Origin of the sequence: Vibrio sp. 1557 (assembly GCF_033340175.1) — a bacterium.
In the GTDB taxonomy this organism is placed as follows: domain Bacteria; phylum Pseudomonadota; class Gammaproteobacteria; order Enterobacterales; family Vibrionaceae; genus Vibrio; species Vibrio alginolyticus.
This window is the reverse complement of record NZ_JAWOVZ010000001.1, coordinates 403,322-430,186: the sequence shown is the minus strand read 5'-3', so window position 1 is coordinate 430,186 and position 26,865 is coordinate 403,322. Positions and strand designations below refer to the sequence as shown.

Genomic DNA, 26,865 nt, shown 5'->3' with positions numbered 1-26,865 from the left:
GTTAAAGAGGTGAGGTATTACCCATCGACCTCATGCAGAACACTATACTCAGAGTATAGAAACGAGCGTAAATATATAATATTTAAAAAGATTTTCAACGCGACACATTCACCACAGCTCCTGCCGAGCGACCATCACAATCACGTCATACACACCTAAAAGCAACATTGGCCTAGTTATTATAGTTATTCAGCCTTGTATTAAGACGATTCATTAATTCGAGTAACTTATCAATAAAGGCAATTATTTTGATAAATATCACAAAAAGTCCCAAAGAAATAAAGCGAGCTAAACGCTCGCTTTATTTATGCCGCATTTTTTAAAGTTTTGTCATCACTAAAATATCGGTTGTAAACAGCACCTAAGGAGGCTGTACTTGCGAAACGATCATAGTTAAATGTTGCTTGAGCCTCTTCGGCAGAGGCGGAAAGCTTGTTGGTACCATTTACATAAATCGTCACTACCCCCTCCTTCAGTCCTGAAAGATCTAAATCAGTTGTCCATGAGTCTGAAAGCACGGTTGCCATGCCTGTGGCTTCTGTACCATCAGCGTCGACTGCTTTGATATCTATGAACTCACCATCTTCAAATCGTTCACTGCTACCACTTACTGTCACGCTTTCCACTCCAGTAACATCGTTGATAACGTCTAGGTGTATTGTCGGTGTAATTGGCATGGAGTAAGCCGTGTTCTGACTACCGGTATTTCCTGATAAGTCTTGGTAGTCACGAACAAGCAACGCCACATTGAGCTCTGACGTGCTTGGTACCACCACATCACCAGTCCAAACACTTGGGTCCGCGGTTGCCACTAATGAAGTGATCGTCGTGCCACCTAACTCCGCCGCAGCACCTTGCAATGCTTTATCGAATTCCAGCGTTACCGTCACGCTTTGGCCGATGGCTTGGTGCTCAGGCGTAAACGTCACGTTAGTCAGCGTTGGCAGAGACTGCGCCAGTGTAAAGCTCTGGCTTTCACTCACTTCAATGCCGGCTGAGTTCGTCCCTGTCACAATCACGGTATAAGTGCCGTTGGTTTGGTGACTCATATCAATCGCGTCACTGGTCCAAGTGCCACCGGCTTGTACCGTTGCGCTGCTGCTTTTTAGTACCGTCGCGCTGCCTTGGGCTTTCACTTCAAGACGCAGGGACTGACCGTCAAAGCGTGTCGACGTACCTTCAAATTGTAGCGTGGCGGCATGCGCTTCATCCACATTACCCACTGGCGTAATAGCTAAGGTTGGTGTGATCGGCATGGAGTAAGCCGTGTTCTGACTACCGGTATTCCCTGATAAGTCTTGGTAGTCACGAACAAGCAACCCCACATTGAGCTCCGACGTGCTTGGTACCACCACATCACCAGTCCAAACACTTGGGTCCGCGGTTGCCACTAATGAAGTGATCGTCGTGCCACCTAACTCCGCCGCAGCACCTTGCAATGCTTTATCGAATTCCAGCGTTACCGTCACGCTTTGGCCGATGGCTTGGTGCTCAGGCGTAAACGTCACGTTAGTCAGCGTTGGCAGAGACTGCGCCAGTGTAAAGCTCTGGCTTTCACTCACTTCAATGCCCGCTGAGTTCGTCCCCGTCACCATCACAGTATAAGTGCCATTGGTTTGGTGACTCATATCCATTGCGTCACTGACCCAAGTGCCACCAGCTTGTACCGTTGCACTGCTGCTTTTTAGTACCGTCGCGCTGCCTTGGGCTTTCACTTCAAGACGCAGGGACTGACCGTCAAAACGTGTCGACGTGCCTTCGAATTGTAGTGTGGCGGCATGCGTTTCATCCACATTGCCCACTGGCGTAATAGCTAAGGTCGGCGTGATCGGCATGGAGTAAGCCGTGCTCTGACTTCCGGTATTCCCTGAGAAGTCTTGGTAGTCACGAACAAGCAACCCCAATTTGAGCTCCGACGTGCTTGGTACCATCACATCACCAGTCCAAACGCTTGGGTCCGCGGTTGCCACTAATGAAGTGATCGTGGTACCACCTAACTCCGCTGCGGCGGATTGCAGATCTTTATCGAATTCCAGCGTCACCGTCACGCTTTGGCCGATGGCTTGGTGCTCAGGCGTAAACGTCACGTTAGTCAGCGTTGGCAGAGACTGCGCCAGTGTAAAGCTCTGGCTTTCACTCACTTCAATGCCAGCTGAGTTCGTCCCTGTCACAATCACGGTATAAGTGCCATTGGTTTGGTGACTCATATCCATTGCGTCACTGATCCAAGTGCCACCGGCTTGTACCGTTGCACTGCTGCTTTTTAGTACCGTCTCGCTGCCTTGGGCTTTCACTTCAAGACGCAGGGACTGACCGTCAAAACGTGTCGACGTACCTTCGAATTGTAGCGTGGTGGCATGCGTTTCATCCACACTGCCCACTGGCGTAATAGCTAAGGTTGGTGTGATCGGCATGGAGTAAGCCGTGTTCTGGCTACCGGTATTCCCTGAGAAGTCTTGGTAGTCACGAACAAGCAACGCCACACTCAGCTCTGACGTGCTTGGTACCACCACATCACCAGTCCAAACACTTGGGTCCGCGGTTGCCACTAATGAAGTGATCGTCGTGCCACCTAACTCCGCCGCAGCACCTTGCAATGCTTTATCGAATTCCAGCGTTACCGTCACGCTTTGGCCGATGGCTTGGTGCTCAGGCGTAAACGTCACGTTAGTCAGCGTTGGCAAAGACTGCGCCAGTGTAAAGCTCTGACTTTCACTCACTTCAATGCCCGCTGAGTTCGTCCCCGTCACCATCACGATGTAAGTGCCATTGGTTTGATGACTCATATCAATCGCGTCACTGGTCCAAGTGCCACCGGCTTGTACCGTTGCGCTGCTGCTTTTCAATACCGTCGCGCCGCCTTGGGCTTTCACTTCAAGACGCAGGGACTGACCATCAAAACGTGTCGACGTACCTTCAAATTGTAGCGTGGCGGCATGCGCTTCATCCACATTACCCACTGGCGTGATGGCTAAGGTCGGCGTGATCGGCATGGAGTAAGCCGTGTTCTGGCTACCGGTATTCCCTGAGAAGTCTTGGTAGTCACGAACAAGCAACGCCACACTCAGCTCTGACGTGCTTGGTACCACCACATCACCAGTCCAAACACTTGGGTCCGCGGTTGCCACTAATGAAGTGATCGTCGCACCACCTAACTCCGCTGCGGCGGATTGCAGATCTTTATCGAATTCCAGCGTCACCGTCACGCGTTGGCCGATGGCTTGGTGCTCAGGCTTAAACGTCGCGTTAGTCAGCGTTGGCAGAGACTGCGCGAGTGTAAAGCTCTGGCTTTCACTCACTTCAATCCCCGCCGAGTTCATCCCCGTCACCATCACAGTATAAGTGCCATTGGTTTGATGACTCATATCAATCGCGTCACTGGTCCAAGTGCCACCGGCTTGTACTGTCGCGCTGCTGCTTTTTAGTACCGTCGCGCTGCCTTGGGCTTCCACTTCAAGACGCAGGGACTGGCCGTCAAAACGTGTCGACGTACCTTCGAATTGTAGCGTGGCGGCATGCGTTTCATCCACACTGCCCACTGGCGTAATAGCTAAGGTTGGCGTGATTGGCAATTCGTGAGCGGTGTTATCCTCACCTATGTTGCCAGTCAAATCTTTAAACTGACTAACAACCAAGTCGACACTTAACAGCGCGGTGCTCGGAACTTGTACATCACCAACCCAGACCTTTTTATCTGCCGTTGCTGACAGAGAACTAATGCGATTGCCGCCAAGCGTAGCGGTCGCCTCTTGGATCTCTTTGTCAAACTCAAGCGATACATTCACGCTTTGACCCGCACTCTGATGCTCGGGGTTAAATGTCACATTGGTTAGTTTTGGTAAGGTTCCTTCAACCGCGATACTTAAGCTGCTTCCTTTTCCAGGAATGGTGTTGGTACTTTGGTAGCTATCGTCCTCTACCTGTATTGTTATGTTTTTATCTTGCTTTTCTGGACTGATGTAATTAACCGTCCACGTAACGTTGTCTGAAGTGGACCACGTATCTTGCTTTAACGTTCCTGTTGCGCCGTTATCACTAGCGACAAGATGGACATCTGAGATATCAAAGTTCGTAACTTCTTCTGTAAAGTTAAACGCAAGCGTAATCTCTTCGCCTCCAAAAAGAGGGGCGCTTGAGGCGGTAGAGATACTTAGCCCGGGAACGGTTGCCGCTTCCACATGCGCGTCAATAGAACTTTCACTCTTGTTATCCACCTTGTCTGTTGCTGCCACCGTGATCGTATGATCGCCTTTCGGTAACAAATAGCTTATGACATAAGGCCCCGCTTCGGTTGTCGGCTCAGTAATCGCTTGAGGAGCCACTGTGCTACCACCACTCACCGCTTTTGACGTGACGAGATTTAAATTTTTATCTGTAATGTATGCACTAATTTCTAGTTGATACTTATCGTTTGTCGGCACCTTAGAGGTTTGATTAGCACTTAAGCCCGAAATACTTGGAGCGTCATAATCAACAATAGACTCGATCACTTGTCCATCATAACTTTTGCCTAGTAATTCAAAGCTTGTATTCTCTCTTCCAACTGAGTCCGTCACCGTCACCTTAAGGGTATATGCCCCTTGGTTATCGACGGCAAAGTTCATCATTCCATTACCACTAGATGAGATAACATCACCTGAGTAACGCAAGGAATCACCGAGGCTTGGAATAAGCTCCACAGAATATTGTGAAGCTTTCACTCTTTCTCCTTCCACCGTAGATACCGTAAACGGCTGGCTCGCCTTGGTTAAAAACAGTTTCCCACCCTGCAAACTCGTAATTCCATCGAAATCAACTGTGACTTTAGGAACACTAATATCAATGACTTTTCTGATATCAGAATACAGTCCGACGCTATCTGTCGCTTTGATATCAACCGTGATTGAACCACGCCCCTCTAGCTGAGATTTTGATAGTTCAAAGTACGTAGATGAACCGTTCCCATCCTCTACTCTTTCTTCTTGATAGCTTGGGTTTAAAACCGAATAGTTTACTTTTGCCAGGCTGCTACCAGTGTCCGTTATGTCGAAACGAAAACGAACGTTATCTGGATTTGTTGGCGATTCAGTTACGATAATCTCATCGCCAACACTTGGAGGTGTGTTGTCAACTTTAATATCAACGGTCGCTTCACCGACTCTCGACCACACATCCGTTGCGATAATCGTTGTCCTGATCGTTTTTCCATCCGCATCGCTAGGAAGTTCACTCGTAAATGTTGAACACTTGTAGGTTGGGTCATCTGCACACACCTCTAATTGTGCAAACTTCTCCGGGTTATCTTTATAGTTGTAGGATTCCGTTCCAAATCTGGCCATCACATTGTCTAGTCTAGAGTTTTCATACAGCTTAATTCTGAATTTGGCGACAAGCTGCTGACCATTAATGGTTGTGTTTCCAACCGGATCAGTAATTTCGACGACTACCGAACCTTTAGGTAATTCAAGCAGTAGATCGTGCTCTGGCGTCAAGTTTCCTGCTAAATCAGATAAGTTCTTGATTTTGTATTCTTGAGTTGTACTCAGGCCATCAATAATATCGGCATAGGGTTCAGAATACGTACACTTGATATTTCCAACACCTTTGGCACAAGTCGTTGGTGTATAAGCTTTGTTGCCAAGATTACGAACCAACTTTGGATATTCATCTGAACTTTCGGTATTCACGCCTGATAAAGCATCATTAAAAGAGAGCTCAAATGTGAGCATCTTCTTCTTCAAAGCTTCATCAAACCAAACATCACTTCCTTTAAAACTGTATGAGTTACCATCCACGACTGTCGGTGCATCAATATCCACCATCGAGAAATTGAACTTGTTGATCGTTTCACGCCCATTTGTACCCAAGGTTTTAGTGATCAAAGTAACAGGTGCTTTGGTCATGTTTTGCCCAACATTGACACTACAACTGTAAGGTTCTTGCGATACGTTGATAACGCCAGAAGTTGGTTGCTCATTAGTTGGTGGCGCATCTAGAGAGTTGTATTCTTCACGAACCCAACACTCTAACGTTTTGGCTTTGACCGCACTCAATGTAGTAAAGGTGACATCAAGAACACCATCAGATAAGTAATTTTGGAAGTCCAGCGGGCTTTCAACTGTTAGAACCACGCCTTCACGCTGTACGCTAAAGGTTTGGTTTACTTTTCCAACCTTTCGGTCTTTTTCATCAAGGTAACGAACTTTGTTATGAACCTTGATATCAAGTTCATAATTACCATCTTTGGCAATTTGTGTAGAAAGCAACGTTGCGGTCCAAGTGCCATCTGCGGTTTCTGAGAACGTAAAGTTAGTCCCGTTTTGCTCACCAGAAAATCTATACGTTGAGTCAATTCGATCAACGCCACTATCATCAACAATATCAAGCGTAAGTACGATATTCCCATCTTGATAGATGGTGTTGTTTGTAATTGGCGTTCCATCCGTGTAACTCATCGCCAGCGTCACCTGCGGGATTGAGTTGTACACTTTGACGGTAAAATCTTGCTCATCACTGGTTAAGGTTGTGTTGCCACGAACATCAGACCCTTTTAAACGAATCTTGTGGGTACCCGAACCTAAATCACCAAGGCTCACTTTGAGATCCTCATTGATTTTTGTACCGGGAGAGCCAGGTAATGGCTCCAGATCGCTAAACGTCCAATACTCTAGGCTTTCTCGATTGACACCATTAATTGAAACATCACCGTTTGCATTTAGGTCTAGAGCCGTTAGGTCAAAGACATAGTTACCTAAGTAGTAGTCATTCGCATTGAAACCACTTAATCCTAATGTTGGTCCATCACGATCAAGAATAACCTTGTGCGCGTTAGAACTAGACTCAAAACCATAAATATCGGTTGCTTTTACATACAATGACGTTGTTTTTTCATCTTCAGAAATGTCTATTTTATCTGTGTCACTCTTGATCAGAGACATGACAAACTCTTTAGATGAATCCGTTGGCACAATTGTCTTAATTGGCGAATCTTTACCACTTTGATACAGCGAGACTTGCTCAAGGTCTGAATCATCTATTACGGATTTAAACCGCACGTTGAACTCACGCCCTATGACATAGTTCTCTTTGGACAATGTGTCTTCAACCCAAGGTGTATTTAGGATGATTTCAGGGCCTTTGTTATCGACTTGGAATGTGAATTTCCCTGTTGTACTGACATTGGCAGGGTAAGCGTTGTCCGTCGCAGTGACGTAAAACTCATTCCATTCATCGTAATCAAATGCTTTTGAAACCAGTTGGACTTTGACGTCAGGCTGTTCACCAACTAGGTATGGTACGTCACACGCCTCTGTTAGAGGGTCACAGCTTTCTAATGTCAGAGCCTGACCAGATCCGCGGCGCAAATCTATTTTTACGTTATTGCCAGAGCTTAACGTCCCCCAATCAATGACAGGTGCCCATTGGTTATTACCACCTAAACGGCTTTGAACCTGCTCACTTTTTACAATAGGGGCTTCAGAGTCGATACGAATATTGAATCTCGGAGCGGTGCTAGTTAACTCTGAAACGGAGTTACCTAAGTTGTCCTCTGCTGCTGCAACAACTAACCAATCTCCATCACCAGGATAAATCGTAGAGCCTTGATTTGAACAAATCTCGCCCGTACATAGTTTGACTTTAAACGCGTCTTTCGAGTTACTTGCAAAGTTTTCTGGTGTGTATGTTACTTTTTCACCGGTTTGCTGGTAGAAAACAAGGCCCCTCGAGGCAAGCTTATCACCAACAATATCCTCAACCTTGAAGGTTAATTCATGAGTATTGTTCGCATTTAAATAAATACCGTTTTCTACAGGTTTACCATCGACATCATTCGGTGGAAGGTAACTGGCCTTAGGGAAGTCGTTATCAATAAACACCGATTCTATAAACGGAGATTTACCATTGTAACCATACGCATTGCCATGTGGGTCCATAGCACTGGTCTCCACGGCAAACTCTATAATATCTTTTAGTTCACTAGACTGGGAGTTAAGGGTGAAGAAGTACTCTTTTCGATAAGCATTGCTGCTGTCTGAGTTTTCTACGATGTTGATGTCCAGTGGTATTTCAATATTTGGCTCATTGGCTTGATACCACATCGTGCTAAACTTCGGGCCGTGAGCGTCGGTTCCTACAATACCAGAAGGATCGTCTAGGACAATTTTAGAAACAACCTCGCCAGCGATATAAAGCCTATTACCAACCATCGTCTCTCTACCGCTTTCAATGGTTAATTTTGGCTGCGGCGGCAAGGTATCGATACTGCTACCCTCTGTATCAAAAATGTTCTTACCATTTAAGTCAGGATTAGCCATCGAAACATCATCAGCATAGAGCTGCGCGATATTGGTCTCAATACCGTATTTGCTCGCCATGATTTCATAATAGGATTGCGCCAGATCTTTTCGGTAAGTTTCAGCGCCAAACGTGTAAGAATCGAGCGTAACTTGACTTCCTCCTGCCCCTACACCATTTGCTTTTCCATCGTAGCTAAAATCATCGTAAATAGCAGATGCAAAATCTAATGAGTTATTTCTTGGCATTCTCTCGGCAATACTATCAATTGCTTCAACAAGGAATCGGTGTAGATAGTCATTTGATGGCTTGTCTGGAATCGCTTTAGTTGTAAGCATTTCATTGGTTGCATAAGACACAACCGTTGGGTCAAACCCAAAGAATGAGTTGTTATTCGTACCTGATAACGCGTAGCGCACATCATCAAGAATTTGACTCGCACGTTCTGAAGTTTTCTCTCCCGCTGTCACTTGATCCCACTGGAAATCAAACAAACCAGTCTGATATGTCGATAGTTCAGTAATATAGTAAGTTTGAGAACCTTTGAGCTTAAAATACACACCAATATTGGCCTTGTTTAAGTCAACCGTTACTTTCTTGGTCCCTGGATCTCTTTTCCATTGGTAATAATATGGCTCACTGCCTTCGATACCAATTAAACGAACACGCATGAAATCATAATTCACTACGTCAGTTGTGGTTTCACAGCTCGCTACGTCAAGAGCCATGGACTGGTCACTTTCCAGTTGCTGGATAGTGGTACAACTTGCAAGTGAAGTGAATTCACCACTTGGGCTCAACCCTTCAAGTTGAGCTCGCGCACCAATAAATGGTGTCACCACTTTTATGGTTGGTAGGTCAAAGCTACTTCTAAAATATACTTCTCTTGGAGTGCTTTCGTTATCAGACTCATCGACGGTTTGAATGACTAACTTTTGACTACTGTTTTCTGATACCGATTTAAAGCTGTCACCAAAAATATCTCTTACAAAAGGAATGTAATAGATGACATCCTCTACTCGCCCATTGCTATCTAACAGCGTTTCGTGCGGAATTTTTGCGATGTAATCGTCATCTGATGCGGTTGTGTCAATAACTTGCTGAAGTGAGTAGTTGTTATCGTTGTTTTGGCTTACGAAGTACTTGACGACGAGCTTAAGCTTATTAGCGTTGGAGCCTAAAACCGTATCGGTGTTTACGTCTGAAACTTTCACACGAACATAAGGGATTTTATTCTCTTTCAATAAATTAGCGTTGAAGTTACTAAAATCTATCCCTTTTAATGAGTTCTGAATCCCTAAACTTGCGTACGCATAATCAATCTTCAGGAAATCGCGGCTTGCTTGAACATTGTCTGGGGTGTACGTATCTTGAGAGTAGATACCATCGTAAGTGGTTCGTTCACCATCTAAACCCACATTTACGTACGTCATTGACGTACCTTCAGGATAGGTTATCGTCTGTGCTGGCGCTTGATCGTCACGACTTACTGCATGCTGCGCAGAGCCCGTATTGCCTTTGCTATCCTTCGCTCGAACCTCAAAGACCGTCGTAGATAGGAATTCATCAGTTGGGTAAGCCTTACTAAACTCACAAGCATTTCCAGACTCTACAGTGACAGGAGAACATGTGACGCCCTCATGTAAGCCATCTTTAAATGAAATACTGACCGAACTAATCTCTTGCGAGCTTTCTTTTACAACCCCTTTCAGAACGTATTCTTTAAGTTGGTTATTAATTGCACTCGCCGATGTAATATCGATAACAGGCGCATCGTTATCCCATTCAAAGTTGATATGAAGACCCGAATGGCTGCCTGGAATTAACTCATTACCCAGTACATCCGCTGTATACAAGACTAACCGTGCTGCTGTTACGTTTGAGAGCCCTGTGGCAGGGTTCATATCTACACTATCGATCTCTTTGGTATTAATGTTAACTTTAACGTTGGTCTCTCGAAGGCCAACTTCAAAATCATCAAATTCAACCGAACAGAATGTGCTTCCAAAATCTTGTATGTCGTTACATTGAAATTCACCAGACCAAGAGCCATTAATCTGATACTGAATAAAGGCGGATACGTCTTCTACACCGATATCATCAACAATTTTTAGGTCAACTTTATCGGTGCCTGCAAGTACATCACGGTCAATGCGTGTCACGATAGGCGCTGTGGTATCAATCTCCGTCCCATCTCGCGGTGGAATGACGCCATCTGTACTGCCATATGTACCTAAGTCATTAAGCTTCTTACTAAAGTCGACATAGTCGGCAGCATCAGTACCAGAAATATTGATACTTGGGTCGTTTACCACGATCAAAACGTGCTGAGATAAGTCACGTGTGTAAACGTCGCTGTTTATCTTTTTCTGTCCAAAGCTGAGGGGAGTCACTGCTCCTGAAGTCTGGCTCACTTCAAGACCATCAAGAACACCATCTGCAATAACATCCCGATATTGGATGTCAGCGAAATGCATTGAAGTGTAGACGTTATCGCTGTTGCCGTATTTTTTTATAAGATCGTAAGAGTAAGACGAGTATGCTGTTAATAAAGCGCCGTATTGATGCCCAGTACTAGCAAAACTGCTTTGCCCACCTTTGGTAATATCAATAGGTTTGGTCTCATTTACGTCAAAACCATACATGCTATTGATACTATCCAAAGCAGTTGAAAAGGCACTCTCATCTGTGGCCCCCTGGGAAATTTTGTACTTTGCCAAGCCTGCTGCCAAGTTCGACAGCGGAGTAAGCATTAACTTTTGCTCACTCCCCTCTTTAAAGTTCACAACACCTTCAAATTTAAGTGTCTTCGCATTGCTCACAGATACCGTTTCATTTGTAAACGGATCGGTATAACTCCCCTCTTTTGCAACAACAAAAAGAGGCATTGACGACGATTCAAACTCTAGCAGATAGTTTCCGAAGGCATCAGACGTCGTGTTAGCCAACTTCCGACCTAAGTTTCCATTTTTGAACTCGAAAACCTCAATCTTGGCGCCATTGACTGGGGCGTCAAACACCATACCGGAAATGCTTCCTTTGCTTCTAGCTGGAGGTGTGTTGTCTCCTCCATCACCACCACCACATGCACTCAATAAAAGAGATGTAAGCGTAAGACCTAATGTTAATTTCAGCGTATTTTTAGCGAACATAGTAATTTGGCAAAATATATTTTCCCGAGATTATATTATTGAAAAATATTTTCTCAACGTGACATTAACACCAACAAAATAGGCATAAACACCAAGCCAACCGTCACTTTGACTGAATTATTAAAATTATTTTTACATCCTATAATCATTAACTTAGTTAAAACAGAGGAATTACTCATGCTTTAATGCTAGTTTTTATTTAAAATATTATACTCTACGCACAACTGTCAGTATTGATAAACCAACAAAACTAATGACTATTTTAATAATAAAAAGGAGTGTGCAAGCTCCTACCGTAGCCCTTATCACTACTGCGTTAATCATATTGATTAGCGTATCGCTTTCTCACTACTTCCTCACTCCTGTGGATAGGCTACCTACCATCAAGCCTTTAGAATTCGAAAGTGAGAATGTGCAGCCATCAATTAAAAAGAAGACTCGTAGGCAAAAAATCACTATCGGTGTTGTTGAATACTCTTTTGTCGCTTCATTATTAAAATCAGGAGTGAGTCAAAAAGAGATCAACTTGCTATTAGCACTTATCAAAAGCAAGTTTAATATTATTGACTCTATTAAAAGAGGTGATAACTTTATCTTAAGAACTAAATTAAATAGTAAAAATGAAACTTACATTAGTTCTTTTTACTATTCAGGCAGTAAAACTGATTTATTTATTATCAATGATGGTCACGGTAACGTATTTGATGAGCATGGTGTGTCGATAAATAATCAGTTCATGTTTTCTTCACCCTTTGATAAAAACTACAGAGTGAGCTCTGACTATGACTTAAAGCGAACACATCCAGTGACCAATATAACGACTCCGCACTTAGGCACTGATTATGCCACACCTGTAGGTACACCGATTCGTAGTATTGCTGATGGCGTCGTTTTAAAGTCCCGCTACAACCGTTTTGCCGGCAACTACATTAATATCCGCCACACAAATGGCTCTGTATCACGCTACCTACACTTATCTCAGCGCAACGTCCATGTTGGTGAGAAGATCAGCCGAGGACAAGTGATAGGGAAAACGGGTAACACAGGAAGAACAACAGGGCCGCATTTACATCTTGAACTGCACATCAATGCTGTTCCGGTTGATTACGAGCGATACATTCAAAGGCACCCAAACGCTGACGTAAATATAGAAATGCTGATTGCAGCGAGAAAAGAAAAAGCAGAGTTAACAGCGGAATGGCAACGGTATGAGCAGTCAAATAGGTAACAACATCCACTTCGATTCGCTCTTTCTTCATTTATCTGAAGCGAGTCCTCGTAACCCTCTGAGCGCTTCGTAGTCTGTCGCCACTAACCAATTTCAGGATCAAAAAGAGCCGCTACATGCGGCTCTTAATAATTATAGTTTCCCGATATTCCATCGGTTTCCCCTTTACCAAGCACGTTGTCCTCTTGTTCTTGAACGCAAGTGGTACGCGCCGTTATCATATTCACATAAAAAATCAATAAAAGAATAAAATGATTACTCATTGTATTGGCTAGATATTTAATACAAAGAGGCCCAACAATGGCCTCTTTCTGACCTTTTAAATGGTGACGTTGTCATGATGCTGAATGGTTTCTATCATATTCAGCGCTTGCCTTTCTCAGCCCTTCTAAATCGTCTGAACATAAAAATCTCTTCAGGCTGTCGATTTTCTTATCAGGCCAATCATATATCCTAAGAGCAAGCAGTTCGTCTATCGTCTCTCGAGAAAAGCGATATTTGACATGCTTAGCTGGTGACCCCGCAACCATGCTGTAAGGCTCAACATCTTTCGTCACCACACTGTTTGCCGCAACGATTGCTCCTTCTCCGATAGTCACACCCGGCATTATCATGGATCGCATACCGAGCCAGGCGCCATCGCCAATATGAGTATCTCCTTTCCCGACGTACGCTTCTTCAATAAAGTCCATAAATGGGTACAAGGAGAACCAATCAGCTCTATGTGTACTGTTTCCCCCCATAACAATCACAACTTCCGCTGCAATACAGACAAAGTCACCTATATGTAACTTATCAATCTTCCATTTTGGTTCCCAATCTCGGCTGAACTCATCGCCTTGTAGATATCTTACAACAGACTCCTCAAAACCGGCGTCCCAACAATCACTGTAATAACTATGTTTACCTTTAATCGTTATATTTGGGTTCGTAACAGCTTCATGTAGCAAAGTCACCTTAGACCAATGCTTAGTTTTCATGAATACTCCTATAAATACTATCGAATAAAACACTGCAGATAGTATGTATCTAAATAAGCTCTAATAATTACGTAGTGCCTATTACCACTAAAATTTACTTCACCACTGAGCTAATAATATGGTAAGCAGCCTCTACTCTTTCTGCATTAGGGTAGTTTTTATTCGCCAGAATCACTATGCCTATTTTTTCAGAGGGTACATACGCGACATATGCCCCAAAGCCACCTGTTGAGCCCGTTTTGTTATACCAAACGTCACGACCGAGAGTACCAGATACACTTGCTTGAACCGGTTTAGCTTTGAGAATTACATCGCTGGAGTTACCCTTCAATAATTGCGAAAGTGAAACGGGGTAATCATAACCCTCCCATCCTACGGCTTGTGTAAACGTGTCGGTATCAAAATACTTAGTATGAGTTCTCTCTAGCGCATTTTCTATATCAGTATTAAGTTGCGCTTGACCCATATTTGCTTCGATATATTGAAGCATATCTAAGCTTGTTGATTTAATACCATAGGCTTGTGCATCAAGAATACCTGGATTAACTCTAACGGGTTTTCCCTCAGAACTATAACCAAAAGCATAGTTGTTAAGCTTATCCTTTGGTACATCGACAAAGGTATTGGTCATACCGAGCTCAGGCAGGATGACGGTTTCCATCATTTCCGTATAGTCTGACTTCATACTCAAGGCACCGATGTAGCCAAATAGACCAATACTAGGGTTTGAGTACTTCCTCTTAGTACCGGCTTCGTACTCCGGTTTCCACGTTTTGTAGTACTGCATCATTTCAGCGTCGTTCGTTACTTCGCTAGGGAATTGCAATGGTAGACCACCTGCAGTGTAGGTGGCGACATTAACTAGCTTGGTATTACCCAGAGCACTATTCTCTAATTCTGGAATATAATCTTTGACCTTGTCATCCATGTCTAGCTTACCTTTTTCTTGGGCGTACCCAGTCAAAGTAGCAGCAAAAGTTTTACTGATAGAGCCGAGTTCAAAAATTGTGTCGTTGGTGACTAAACTCCCCTTACTTACGTCAGCCAAACCGTAATTATAAAAATAACGTTTACCATCAATCGTTACTGCAACAGCCAACCCCGGAATGTCGTATTCGTTGATTAATCCTTTAGCGCATTCATCAACTACGCTCTTTAATTGACTGCTAACCGTTAACTCCGTTTTCGCAAACGTGACGAAAGAAGTGAGCGATAAAATGGCCAGCAAGGCATTGTTTAACTTCATTGAACCCTCAATTTTTTAATTTTAACTTATAATTAATTTCTAGTTTATTCCAAGGCTTTTAACTTTTTATATAAAAGTAATCCTGACTTGAAGAACTCCAATCGTTAACCCTCGATGAATAACACTGTGTCTTCAAATTTTTAGTGCGATATAAACAGGTCTAAACCTGATCACCGTTGATAGGTAGGCCGGTTAGATACGAATGTAAGTAACATCCGTTTCCAAAATGGGGAAATAGTGTACTCAATTACGCTTTCTCCATATCACGATAACGGTATACTAGGTAGATATACTTGGTATATACAGATCCACATCCTCACAACGCTTTAGAACCACTTTTCAACGTCTACAGAGAAAACGATGCCATTTTCACTACACTTCGAAACTGGAAAAGTCACCAGCCAACAACTTTACTCCGAGATATACCAAGGGATATTAGAAGGCAGATTACGATCAAATGAGAGATTACCATCAACTCGCATGCTGTCGAAAAAGTTAGGCATAGCAAGAAACACTGTCATTTCGGTGTATGAGCGACTTCAGTTCGAGGGGTGGATAGTAAAAAAGGCAGGGTCTGGCACGTACGTAAGTAATGCTCTAGAACAAACGGTGAATCAAGATAAGAGACCAATAAAACACTACCAACTAGGGGTGTTTGGCACTAACGCAGCGAAGAAGCCAGAGATCATCGCACCAAAGAATCTAGACTATGACTTCACTTTAGGCGTTCCTGATCATCAGAGAATAGCAAAGCATATTTGGCGACACTCAAGACTGAGTAGGCTCAATGCATTAACTCCAGAGTTTGCACATGGCGGTGATTTGCAAGGGTTAGCTTGTTTACGAGAGTCTATCTGCGAGTATGTGAGACACTCGAGAGGCGTAATCTGTGACCCTGAAGACATCATCATTACTCAAGGGTGCCAGCAGGCAATAATGACGACTCTCCTTACATTACTCTCTCCCGGGGATCTCGTGTCGACGGAAGATCCAGGATATCCTGTTTTTCGAAATCAAGCTCGATTACTTGGCGCGCAAATAGGCTCCGTGCCGATGGACGACCAAGGTGTTGTCGTTGAATCAATCCCTTCTAATGCCAAAATTATTTATACAACGCCTAGTCATCAGTTCCCTTTAGGCTTTAGCTACTCAGCTGACAGGAAGTTAGAACTGCTGAGATGGGCAGAAGTTAATAACGCAATCATTATCGAAGATGATTATGATTCGGAATATCACTATCTCAATACCAGTAAGAAAGCTCTCAAGTCACAAGACAAAAATGACTGCGTCGTTATGATAGGCAGTTTCTCTAAAATACTATTTCCCGGCATACGCATTGGCTATATGATTCCGCCAAAGTCTTTAATAGAGCCAATTTCAAATATGTTATGGCACTTGGGAAGAAGTACATCTGTAGTGTCTCAAATCCTACTTGACGAATTCATGCGTGACGGTCATTTCTCTCACCATTTACTCAATATGAATAAAATCTACAGCGAAAGGTATAATAAGCTAACTCAATTAATTGACAACATAGATTGCTTACAACGTATTCCAAGCCAAGGTGGATTGCATATAGCAGCTGAAGTATCGGGATGCGCGACACAAATGATGAATAAATTTGCTTCATCAAATGTAGCGGTTTACCCATCATCGCATTTTTCTATCAACAATCATTCTAATGCCCTCTTATTTGGATTTGGCATTATTCCTACCCAAAAAATAGAAAAAGCATTTGATATTATTCAATCAATATTGGATTAAAACAGATATAAAATTATCGTTTTGCTCGGTATCAATTTATCGTCGCAGTTATCAGCATCAGGGCGACAGCCAGCGTGGAACGCTTTTCAACCCAATAAGGGTTCAATACGAACTGTGTCGCTCTGACACGCTTGGTTTGGCTTCAGCCCCAACACTATATTTCTTCGACTGTAAACGTACTAGGTTCAAAGTAAAGCGACGTATCACGCTGACATTTGCAGCACTACCAACAACCCTATTGCGTAAATCATCTTCTTTTAAGTTAAGTTCACATCGAGCATTCAATGAACCTTATTTTTCTAATATCGAACCGTAAGTTCTGTTTAACACTCTATCAAAACACTATCTTTCGCTAGATGTTAAAGAAGAAAAGACTTCAAGGTAATTAAGGATTTGTTATAGACTATTGACCTACATAATAAAGAGCACAATCACGACATTAATCTCCAGTGATTTACCATACCGCTTCATGAGCAATTGGGATATAAATTATCGAAAAATACCAAACCATAAGTTAATACGCTGCTAACGGCTCAAAAAAATAACGAAGTTGTAGCGCAATTATATCAACATCATTTTCATGTAAAAAATAACGAGCGCCTTGGACACCGATCTCCCAATTATCTGAGAGGTTGTAGCCAACTTCTGCACCAATATATCCATCAAAACCATCCACTTCCGTCGTTATCTTGCTGCCTTGATACGTACTTTCAATATCGGTTTCCCAGAACAAGCCCCCCAAACTCAGTTTTGCGGACCATGAATTGTATTGCCAGAACTTATAACCGATGTCGAAGCCCATGCCCTTAACAAGGAGTGGTGCTATCGATGCGACATTGGCGTGATAGTCTTCTGGTGAAGTAGTAGCACTACGCAATGTAGCACTACCTTCACCCATATCAATATAACGAATAGTTCCAGACCATTGCTCAGAAAAAGTATATCCAAACCCGACAGAGCGATAGAGCCCGGTGTTGTCAGTAGAGATTACGTTATCACCTTTAACAGCATCACGCTCATCTGCATGGCTTGACCCCATTTGAACATCAACATACCAACCCGCTTGACTACTAAAACTAAACACAGCAATTAGTGCTAAAGCACTGTTTCTTCCATAACGTTGCATGGCTCCTAACAAAATCAAAAGCATCAACACTATGCCACCCAATGATCCTGCTGAAGTATTTTCAACCTTTACATCTCTTACCAACTTAACGGTCACTATAACTTTCCCCGCGTCTTGCAGGCCTTGGCTATCCTGAATGATATATGTCAACACATCATTGCCTTCAAACCCTGAGGTAGGGGTATAGGTCACGCTCTGATCTGCATTCATGACCGACTGCCCATACTGCGCTTGGACTGAAACCAACTTCAATGTGTCGTTATCCGGATCGGTATCGTTAGCAAGGACATAAACCGTGACAGGGGTACGATCATCGGTGGTAATATTATCGTCCACCGCATTCGGATTCTGACTGTTTACCACATTTACCGTCACCTTCGCCGATCCCGTTCCACCATTACCATCCGTTACGCTATAAGTGATCAAAGCCTCCCCGTAGTACTGTGGTTGAGTGACATAACTTAGTTTGTTATCAACCACACTAACACTACCAATATCTACAGAAGCGCGACTTACCTTCAGCCCATCACCATCAGCATCGGTATCATTGCTCAATACATCGATCGTCACCGTACCATTGAGACTAACAAACGCATTGTCGTCAATCGCTTGAGGGAGTGTATTATTGCTTACACGAGCGGCAACGACGCCAGGGTCAACGACACTGCCATTAGCCAATCCGTCATCATCGTTCGGGCCACCGTCTTCAATGGTAAGTTGTACACACCAGTCACCTTCAGTCAGACCCTGTGACCATGAACTGTGCCCTGGTGGCGGACAATAACCAGCCTCGCCAGCACTAGAAGAAACTGTGTTTTGAGCATCCTCAATAAAGTCTACCCACCCCTGTTCAGCATTATACTTTCGGTACACTGCATTTGCTGGAACAGGTAAACGCTGAGGCATAACTAATTGATAGCTTTGACCGGGAAGCGGCAAATTAGTTACTACAAAATCAAAGATTCCCCCTATGCTCTTCATATTGATATCTTTAGGAAGCTCCTCATCCAGCAATAAAGCTCCTCCTGTTGCGTTAGTCAGAATGGTTATTCCTTTGCGTAAACAGACACCTGGCTGCCCCTCAATGAGGAAGCGATCTTTTTCTGACACAACCTGTTGAATTACGTTACAGTCAGAAATTGCATCAAGATAATCAGGGATACCATCACCATCACTATCATTATGACCTTCTTGATCATCCGGGATTAAGTCGCCATCACTGTCTTCACTCCCGAGCTCCGCCAATGTTTGTACCACTTCTAAATAGACATTCCGTGTCACTGATAATGGTGGAGTGCCATTGTCAGTAACTGTCAATTGCAAATTGTAAATCGCTGAACTCAGTAATTGCGGAGAGAAAGTCAATGTTTCGCTGTACATCTGCCCCGCAATCGCTTGGTTAAGTACATCGCTATCACTACTCCATCTGAAACTGTGTATATCGGACATATTGGCATCACTAACACTGCTCGTGATTGTGACCGGTTCAACACCATTTTCAATTTGTCTCCGCTGCTCCCCCGCCTGAGATACACTTACCGTGACCTTCGGAGCCACATTCTCTTCAAAGATTGTCAAGGTGTAACGACGCTTACTACCTAGATTAAGGGTGCTGTCCAGATCAATCACTAAGGTTTCAACGCCCTCATTTTGTCCATCATTAAGTAGTTCGAACGAAAGTTTGCCTTCGGTACCACTAGGTATCACCACTTCACCAGAGGTGAGCGTGTGGTCATCACTGTCCGTGCTTCCTGAAACCGTATAAGGTATGATTACTGGGTAGCTCGGCGAAGGACCGTTAAGGTGTATCGATACGCTATGATTGGTGCCTTCCGTGGTTTGCGCATCTTTGGAGATACTTATCAGTGGATACACTGTTACCGTTTGACTAGCTTCAGCGACGTTTCCATCAGAGTCTTGAGTGCGCCAATAGACCGTATTAGTTCCAGGTCGGAAAAAGGTCGTGCTGTCGACCAATGAAACAGGTAATAGCTTGCCTGTACTATCTCGTGCCACAGCAGAGCCTAATGCAACTTTAGTAAAGAGCGAAGTTGCGTTCACTTCGATATCTGAAGGTGCGGCTATTGTTGGTGCGTCCAATTTCGCACTTTTAATTGTCACGATTGCTTTCGCGGTGGCCTTTCCACCGTTACCATCTTTCACACTGTATTGCACTGCCACTGTACCAATTGAGGTCGTTACCAATTGGATTTGACTGCCCACAATCGTTGCCGTTCCAGATGTAGGTTTAACCCATTCCAGTTGTAATGTATCTAGATCAACATCGCTGTCGTTGCTGAGTACATCCAATAAGTAGCTACCATCGTTACTCTCGGTAAAGACATAGGTATCATTAACCGCCACTGGCTCATCATTAACGTTGATTACCGTGATGCTAAACGCTGCTAAAGATGTGCTTAGCTCACCGTCTGAGACACTAATAACAATATTATTGGTGCTGCCAACATGCTCATTTTCCGGCGTACCACTTAGCAACCCAGTTGCTCTATCAAAGGTTGCCCATGATGGTTTATTGCGGATTGAAAAGCTCAAGCTACTACTATCAACATCCGATGCCTGCAGTGCAAAGCGATACGTACTGCCTTCGTTGACGGTAAGAGCAGGAGTGCCACTGATCATCGGCGCGTCATTGACATTGTTAACCACAATACTGAATCTATTGAGCATTGTTGTCGTGAGACCATCAGAAACCGAGATAACAATGCCCTGATATTTGCCAACATCACCATTATCTGGAGTACCACTGAGCGTGCCTGTTGATGCATCAAAGCTAGCCCAAGATGGCTTGTTCACGATACTGAAGGTGAAGGCTTGGCTGTCAACATCTGACACTTGTGGCGTGAACAAATAGGTGCTGTCTTCATTCACTTGTGTTGCTGGTGAGCCAGAGATAACGGGTGCATCGTTAACGTTATTCACAGTAATCGAAAACGCTGACAATGAGGAAGAAATAGTGCCATCGGATACGCTAATCACGATATCTGGATAAGTCCCCACATAACGGTTACTTGGCGTGCCAGAAAGCGCTCCTGTTGTATTGTCAAATGTAGCCCAAGGTGGCTTGTTAGCTATCAAGTAGGTCAGAGTATCCGCTGGGTCATTATCCAATGCGGCGGGCACAAACTGATACACACTATCTTCATCCACTTGCGCCGATGGAGTACCCGTAATCACTGGCGAGTCATTAACGTTATTCACTGTGATGGTCACTAACGCCACTACAGAGGTAAGCTCTCCGTCACTTACGCTGTAAGTGAAACTGTCCTGACCAAAGAAGTTACTGTTACCCGTATAAACCGCGTGATTGCCTGTGACGGTAACATTACCGTTGACTGGCGATTTTACAATTTGATAGCTCAAAGATGAGCCTTCTGCATCGTTACCATTTAAAGTAATGGTCAGCGGTATTTCTTCCTCTCCCGTAGCACTGACACTGGTCGCGGTTGGTGTATCGTTGACTGCATTAACCGTCAAATCGACACGAACCTCTGTCGAGTCGAGATCACCGTCGTTGACCTTGAACAAGAAGAAGTCGGAGCCATTGAAGTCCGCTTCTGGTGTATAGCGCCAACTATTATTGGTCAACTGCTCTAGCACGCCATGACTGACTTGCTCAGTGATAAGATACTGCAGAGTGTCATCATCGTTATCAATATCTGAACCAACCAGCGTGATCACCAAACTATTGTCTTCATCAAGCGTTTGTGACTGTGCTTGCGCCATTGGTGCGTCGTTGACTGGTGTTACTGTCATGGTCACTGTTGCGGCGTTAGATACAGCACCTGCTAAGTCTGCCACCGTATAGGTGAAGCTATCTTCACCGAAGTAGTTCTCATTGGGGTTGTAAACAATCGCTCCTGACGCCGTCACGTTCACACTGCCATGTGCTGGCGTATCGACGACTGTGACACTAGTGAGTTCAAAACTGTCTCCAACATCGGCATCACTATCATTGCCTAATACATTGACCTCGAAGGAGCCTCCCTCTAGTAGTTGTGCACTGTTATCAACAGCAACGGGGGCATCATTCACTGGCGTAATATTGAGCGTGACGGTTGCGGGCATTGAGGCTGCTTGACCACTATCGGTTAGCATGTAGGTAAAGCTATGTTGACCATTAACGTTCGCTGTTGGCACAATCTTTAAGGTCCCATCGACATTGACACTGACCGTGGCAAAACTGTATACCCCCTCTCCTTGACCAAGATCTTGCAGGGTAATACTACTCGGGGTGAATGACCCATCTTCAATATCACTGTCGTTACTTAAAATATCGAGTGTCGATGTGATATCTTCATCAAAAGTAAAACTGTCTTCCTCCGCTACTGGTGAGTCATTGACGGAACCGATATTGACGCTGACCGTGGCCGCAAGAGAAACGCCGCCTTCACTGTCTGCGATCGTGTAAGTAAAGCTATCGCTACCATTTTCATTCGGATTCGGCGTATATACAAAAGTGCCTACAGTTTGATCAATGGCTACTTGTCCTTTTTGAGGCAAACTAACTAACGATAAATCACCCGTTGGGATGCCATCTTCAACATCCTCCGCTTGACTACGCGCGCTGACTGCTGCGCTTGCGGTATCTTCGTCGGTGTTGATGGTCAGCGCTTTAGCGACTGGCGCATCATTTATAGCCATGATAGTGACGGTCACTGTCGCCTCTTGCGACTCCTGCAGCAGGGCATCTTTCACGGTATAGGTAAAGCTATCTGTGCCTGTCTCATTATTATTTGGCGTATAGGTAACAACGCCGTTGCTGATCGACACCTGACCTTTAATTGGTTGCGTTTTAATCGTTGTAGAAGAAGCGACCATGTCATCATTAACATCGGAATCGTTGGCTAACAGATTAAATTGTTTCGCCGTATCTTCCTCAGTCGAGAAGCTATCATCAACTACCGTTGGCGCGACATCGTAGCGTTTGGTCACAGTATCCGTCACTGCATCAGATGCGTTGCCTGCGGCATCGGTTACCACCACGCTTACTGTCAACGTCCCCTCTTGCAAAATAGTGACGTCAATGCCCGTTACTTGCATGGTCTCCGAAGAAATTGTTTGACTAGCGCCGTCAATGGTCGTGGTACCGTCGGTCACGCTATAAGTGAACATCGCGTTCACTTCAGCTGCTGCGAAGGTAAAGCTCATCGCCTGTTCGTTGGTTTTGTTAATGCTCTCCTGATCAATGCTGATGCTATGTCCAGTCGGGATCCCCGTATCCACTGAGATCAACAACTGAGTCGCTGCTGTATTGAGGTTGCCAGCTGCGTCGCTAAATTTCTCGGCTGCAACATCAATAGTTGCATCCTCAGTGCTTTCTTCTGCAGGTGTAAAGGTAGCCGTGTAACTGGCGCTACTGCCCGCAAAGTTAGAAAGAGTTCCTCCAGCCACGGTCACATCGGCTTCGGAAAAATCAGTTGCGGCTTCACTCAAGGTAAACGTGAGTGTTGCCGTTTCACCCGCTTTCAACGCAGCGCTGGAGCTAGTGATACTAACGGTTGGAAGCACAGTATCGACGCTGATGGAAAGTGGTGTAGCTGCACTATTGGTGTTACCAGAGGCATCGGTAAATGTGCCTGTGGCAACTTCAATAGTACCGCTCGTCGCACTCTCTTCCGTTGGTGTAAAGGTCGCAGTGTAGCTGCTACCACTGCCAGCAAAACCAGACAAAGTACCGCCACTAACCGTGATATCCGCCTCGGTAAAATCGCTCGACGCTTCACTTAAGGTAAAGGTAATGGTCGCCGTTTCGTCCGCTTTCAGCGCCAATTTATCACTGGAGATAGTCACACTCGGCACTAAACTATCAACGGTTATAGACAGTTGAGGCGCAGCAGTGTTGCTATTCCCGGCAGCATCAGTAAAGAAATCTGCCGCCACGTTAATCGTCGCTGTACTTGTACTGTCTCTATCCGGCGTAAAGGTGGCCGTGTAATTGTCACCGCTGCCCGCAAAGTTAGACAAACTGCCGCCAGTGACGGTGACATCTGACTCAGTAAAGTCACTTGAGGACTCACTTAAGGTGAACGTGATACTCGCCGTTTCGCCAGAGATCAAATCAAGGTCTGAGCTGCTCAAAGAAACAGTTGGCCTCACGTTATCTAACGTAATTGTTGTGCTATCTATACTGGAGGTGTTGCCCGCCGCATCGCTCTGGCTCGCCGCGACCGTCAGGGTGCCGTTGTTAAACGCACTTACATCAAACTCACTGCCAATAGTCGTCCAAGCCCCGGTATTGTCGGCCGTCACCGTACGACTGACTGAGTTGTTATTGTCCGTGATGGTCACGGTCACACTATTGCCAGCCTCCGCGCCGGAGCCAGCAATCAGCACATCATTGTCTTCTGCCGCATTGACGATACCGTCGATTGCAATCGGCGTGGAAATGGTAACAGCGGATGGCGCTGCGTTATCTAGGGTTACGCTCTGGGTGGCTACGGTGGAGATATTACCTGCTATATCAGCTTGGGTTGCAGACACAGTCAGGGTGCCATTGCTCAAGCCACTGATATCCAGCTCGCTGCCGCTCAACGTCCAGTTGCCTGAGTTGTCGGTCGTCACCGTACGACTGACAGAGCTGTTGTTATCCGTGATAGTCACGGTCACGCTGTTGCCTGCTTCCGCGCCGGAGCCAGCAATCAACACATCGTTATCTTCCACTGCATTAACAATACCATCGGTTTCAATCGGTGTAGTGATGGTCACAGCTGATGGTGCGGCGTTATCTAAGGTAATGCTCTGGGTGGTCACTCTGGAGGTATTACCCGCCGTATCCGATTGCGTCACAGCAACTATGAGTGTGCCGTTGTTCAGGCCACTGACATCAAGCTCACTGCCGCTCAACGTCCAGCTGCCTGAGTTGTCGGCCGTCACCGTACGGCTGACAGAGCTGTTATTGTCCGTGATAGTCACGGTCACGCTATTGCCTGCTTCCGCACTGAAGCCAGCGATCAGTACGTCGTTGTCTTCTGCCGCATTGACGATCCCATCAGTTTCAATCGGCGTATTGATGATTACAGCAGATGGGTCTGCATTGTCCAGAGTAATACTCTGGGTGGCTGCGGTAGAAGTATTACCTGCTATATCTGCTTGGGTTGCAGACACCGTCAGGGTACCGTTGTTAAACGCACCTACATCAAGCTCACTGCCGCTCAACGTCCAGTTGCCTGAGTTATCGGCCGTCACCGTACGGCTGACAGAACTGTTATTGTCCGTGATAGTCACGGTCACGCTGTTGCCTACTTCCGCGCCGGAGCCAGCAATCAGTACGTCGTTGTCTTCTGCCGCATTGACAATACCATCGGTTTCAATCGGCGTGGTGATGGTCACTGCTGATGGGGCTGCATTGTCTAGGGTAACACTCTGGCTAGCTGCGGTGGAGATATTACCTGCTATATCTGCTTGGGTTGCAGACACCGTCAGGGTGCCATTGTTCAGGCCACTGACATCCAGCTCGCTGCCGCTCAGCGTCCAGTTGCCTGAGTTGTCGGCCGTCACCGTACGACTGACAGAGCTGTTATTGTCTGTGATAGTCACGGTCACGCTGTTGCCTGCTTCCGCGCCGGAGCCAGCGATCAACACATCGTTGTCTTCTGCAGCGTTGACGATACTGTCAGCCTCAATCGGCGTAGTAATGCTCACTGCGGATGGTGCTATTGTATCAATGGTGACACTTAACGCGTTGGATGCCGAGCTAACATTATCATCGCTATCAGACGCTTTAGCACTTATTGCATGTGTAATGCCAGACGCCAACTCATTGGTTGTTATCTGCCAGTTTCCTCCAGTAGCAGTGCCTGTGCCAATAACCGTTGCACCTCCACCGACTTGATCACTGTATAAAGTAACGATCGATCCACTCTCGGAAATCCCACTAAACGTTGGAGTAGTGTCACTGGTAATATTATCAGTATTTAATGATCCGGTATCCGAACTAGCATCTAAATCGGGTGTAGATGGCGCATTTGGCGTGGTATCGACCGTAGTAAAGTTAAATGTGGCATCATCGCTGATCCCAGCGAAGCTATTATTTGCGCTGTCAGCCACGGCACTGGATTCAATATGAATGGCGTAGGTCCGGTTCCCTGCCAGATCACTGGTTGGGTTTAAGTAAACTTTATTGTTGGTAACACTGATGCGACCAGCGCCTGGTGATGTTGTTGTGCCATCGCTTTCGGTGGCAACATTAAATACTTCAAAGTCGCGACTGTCGGTAACATTACGAATGGTAATATTGCCGCTCTTCAGCTCAATATTTTCATCGAAGGCAATCTCGATGTTGTTGCTAACAGAAACATTGGTTGCATCATCAGTGGGAGTTGAGCTCGCACTGACAAAAGTAGGCGCGGTAGAGTCTGAAACCGCAGCGTCATCAATCTTGATACTTCTGATAAGATAACGAGAGTCAGCACCCGGACTTCGGGTAAACGCCATAGTCACTGTATCAACGTCCTGCCATGCCGAATCATTAAAATCTGTACCACGGGTCAGGGTAAACAAGTCCTGTAACCCTGAGTTTGCTTCACCACCTTTTGGCAAGGTGACAGTTTCGGTCACTGTTTGAATATCATTAGAGAAGCCAGTTAACACAAGTTGATACGTTTTATCTGAGTCTCGGGCCGACCCCTGCATATAGGTAATTTCGTCGAAACTGAAATTAGTACTTGATTTCTCAAAAAAGCGGAAGCCACGATTGTTGAACTCATTAATCATGGTATTTGAGTAAAGAACACCAGCTACAAATCCGAGGTCATTTAGGCCAGTAAACGGAGTGCCATCCGAGCTAGTGCCCGCATCTAATACCATAGATACAGTACCTGCATTGGTAAGAGTGACTGAGGGCATACCCCCTGTGACGCCGGTCTCCACCTCACTAAAATTGGAACCTGAACCATTAGAGTAGTTAATCGTTTGCTGTGCAGCCCAGGCTCCACCGGAAAAAAACGCTGAGAACACCCATGCTGTTGTAATTGCGATCGCAACCTGACGATGTAATCTCATTTTCCTCTCCTGAAGATGACGGCCTTATCAACATGGCCGGGTTATCATAATCAACTTAAATATTTAATTTTTTT

6 protein-coding genes are annotated in these 26,865 nt (G+C 45.0%); 2 read left to right on the top strand and 4 right to left on the bottom strand.

The genetic code is table 11. The features are described from left to right. Positions 1 to 305: 305 nt before the first annotated feature. Positions 306 to 11,426, bottom strand: coding sequence for a tandem large repeat (locus tag R7070_RS01935; RefSeq protein ID WP_318141079.1), 11,121 nt, complete (start codon positions 11,424 to 11,426; stop codon positions 306 to 308). A 253-nt stretch (positions 11,427 to 11,679) separates the two neighbouring features. On the opposite strand from R7070_RS01935, the gene R7070_RS01930 reads away from it, so the two are divergent. Then, the gene (locus R7070_RS01930; protein WP_256900101.1) at positions 11,680 to 12,654 is read left to right on the top strand and encodes a peptidoglycan DD-metalloendopeptidase family protein; all 975 of its coding nucleotides are present in this window, start codon (positions 11,680 to 11,682) and stop codon (positions 12,652 to 12,654) included. Positions 12,655 to 12,989: 335 nt separating this feature from the next. Here the strand turns inward: R7070_RS01930 and R7070_RS01925 are convergent, their stop codons facing one another. Beyond that, on the bottom strand, positions 12,990 to 13,634 hold the full coding sequence (locus R7070_RS01925) for a CatB-related O-acetyltransferase (protein WP_085569132.1): 645 nt from the start codon (positions 13,632 to 13,634) through the stop codon (positions 12,990 to 12,992). A 94-nt stretch (positions 13,635 to 13,728) separates the two neighbouring features. Beyond that, entirely contained in the window at positions 13,729 to 14,880 is a 1,152-nt protein-coding gene (gene ampC / locus R7070_RS01920) for a class C beta-lactamase (RefSeq protein WP_005373435.1), read from the bottom strand. 360 nt (positions 14,881 to 15,240) lie between these two features. Between ampC and R7070_RS01915 the strand changes: the two genes are divergently transcribed. Next, positions 15,241 to 16,644 carry a PLP-dependent aminotransferase family protein gene (locus tag R7070_RS01915; protein ID WP_054574689.1) on the top strand — a complete coding sequence of 468 codons (1,404 nt, stop codon included), beginning with the start codon at positions 15,241 to 15,243 and terminating at the stop codon, positions 16,642 to 16,644. Positions 16,645 to 17,158: 514 nt separating this feature from the next. Here R7070_RS01915 and R7070_RS01910 read toward each other — a convergent pair. Beyond that, positions 17,159 to 26,596, bottom strand: coding sequence for an Ig-like domain-containing protein (locus R7070_RS01910; protein WP_411912985.1), 9,438 nt, complete (start codon positions 26,594 to 26,596; stop codon positions 17,159 to 17,161). Between the last annotated feature and the right edge of the window lie 269 nt (positions 26,597 to 26,865).

Bases quoted from the DNA above. Each gene is read 5' to 3' on its own strand.
- R7070_RS01925 (WP_085569132.1), bottom strand. From the start codon at position 13,634: ATGAAAACTAAGCATTGGTCTAAGGTGACTTTGCTACATGAAGCTGTT.
- ampC (WP_005373435.1), bottom strand. From the start codon at position 14,880: ATGAAGTTAAACAATGCCTTGCTGGCCATTTTATCGCTCACTTCTTTC.
- R7070_RS01915 (WP_054574689.1), top strand. From the start codon at position 15,241: ATGCCATTTTCACTACACTTCGAAACTGGAAAAGTCACCAGCCAACAA.
- R7070_RS01930 (WP_256900101.1), top strand. From the start codon at position 11,680: ATGACTATTTTAATAATAAAAAGGAGTGTGCAAGCTCCTACCGTAGCC.
- R7070_RS01910 (WP_411912985.1), bottom strand. From the start codon at position 26,596: ATGGTATTAGATGCGGGCACTAGCTCGGATGGCACTCCGTTTACTGGC.
- R7070_RS01935 (WP_318141079.1), bottom strand. From the start codon at position 11,426: ATGTTCGCTAAAAATACGCTGAAATTAACATTAGGTCTTACGCTTACA.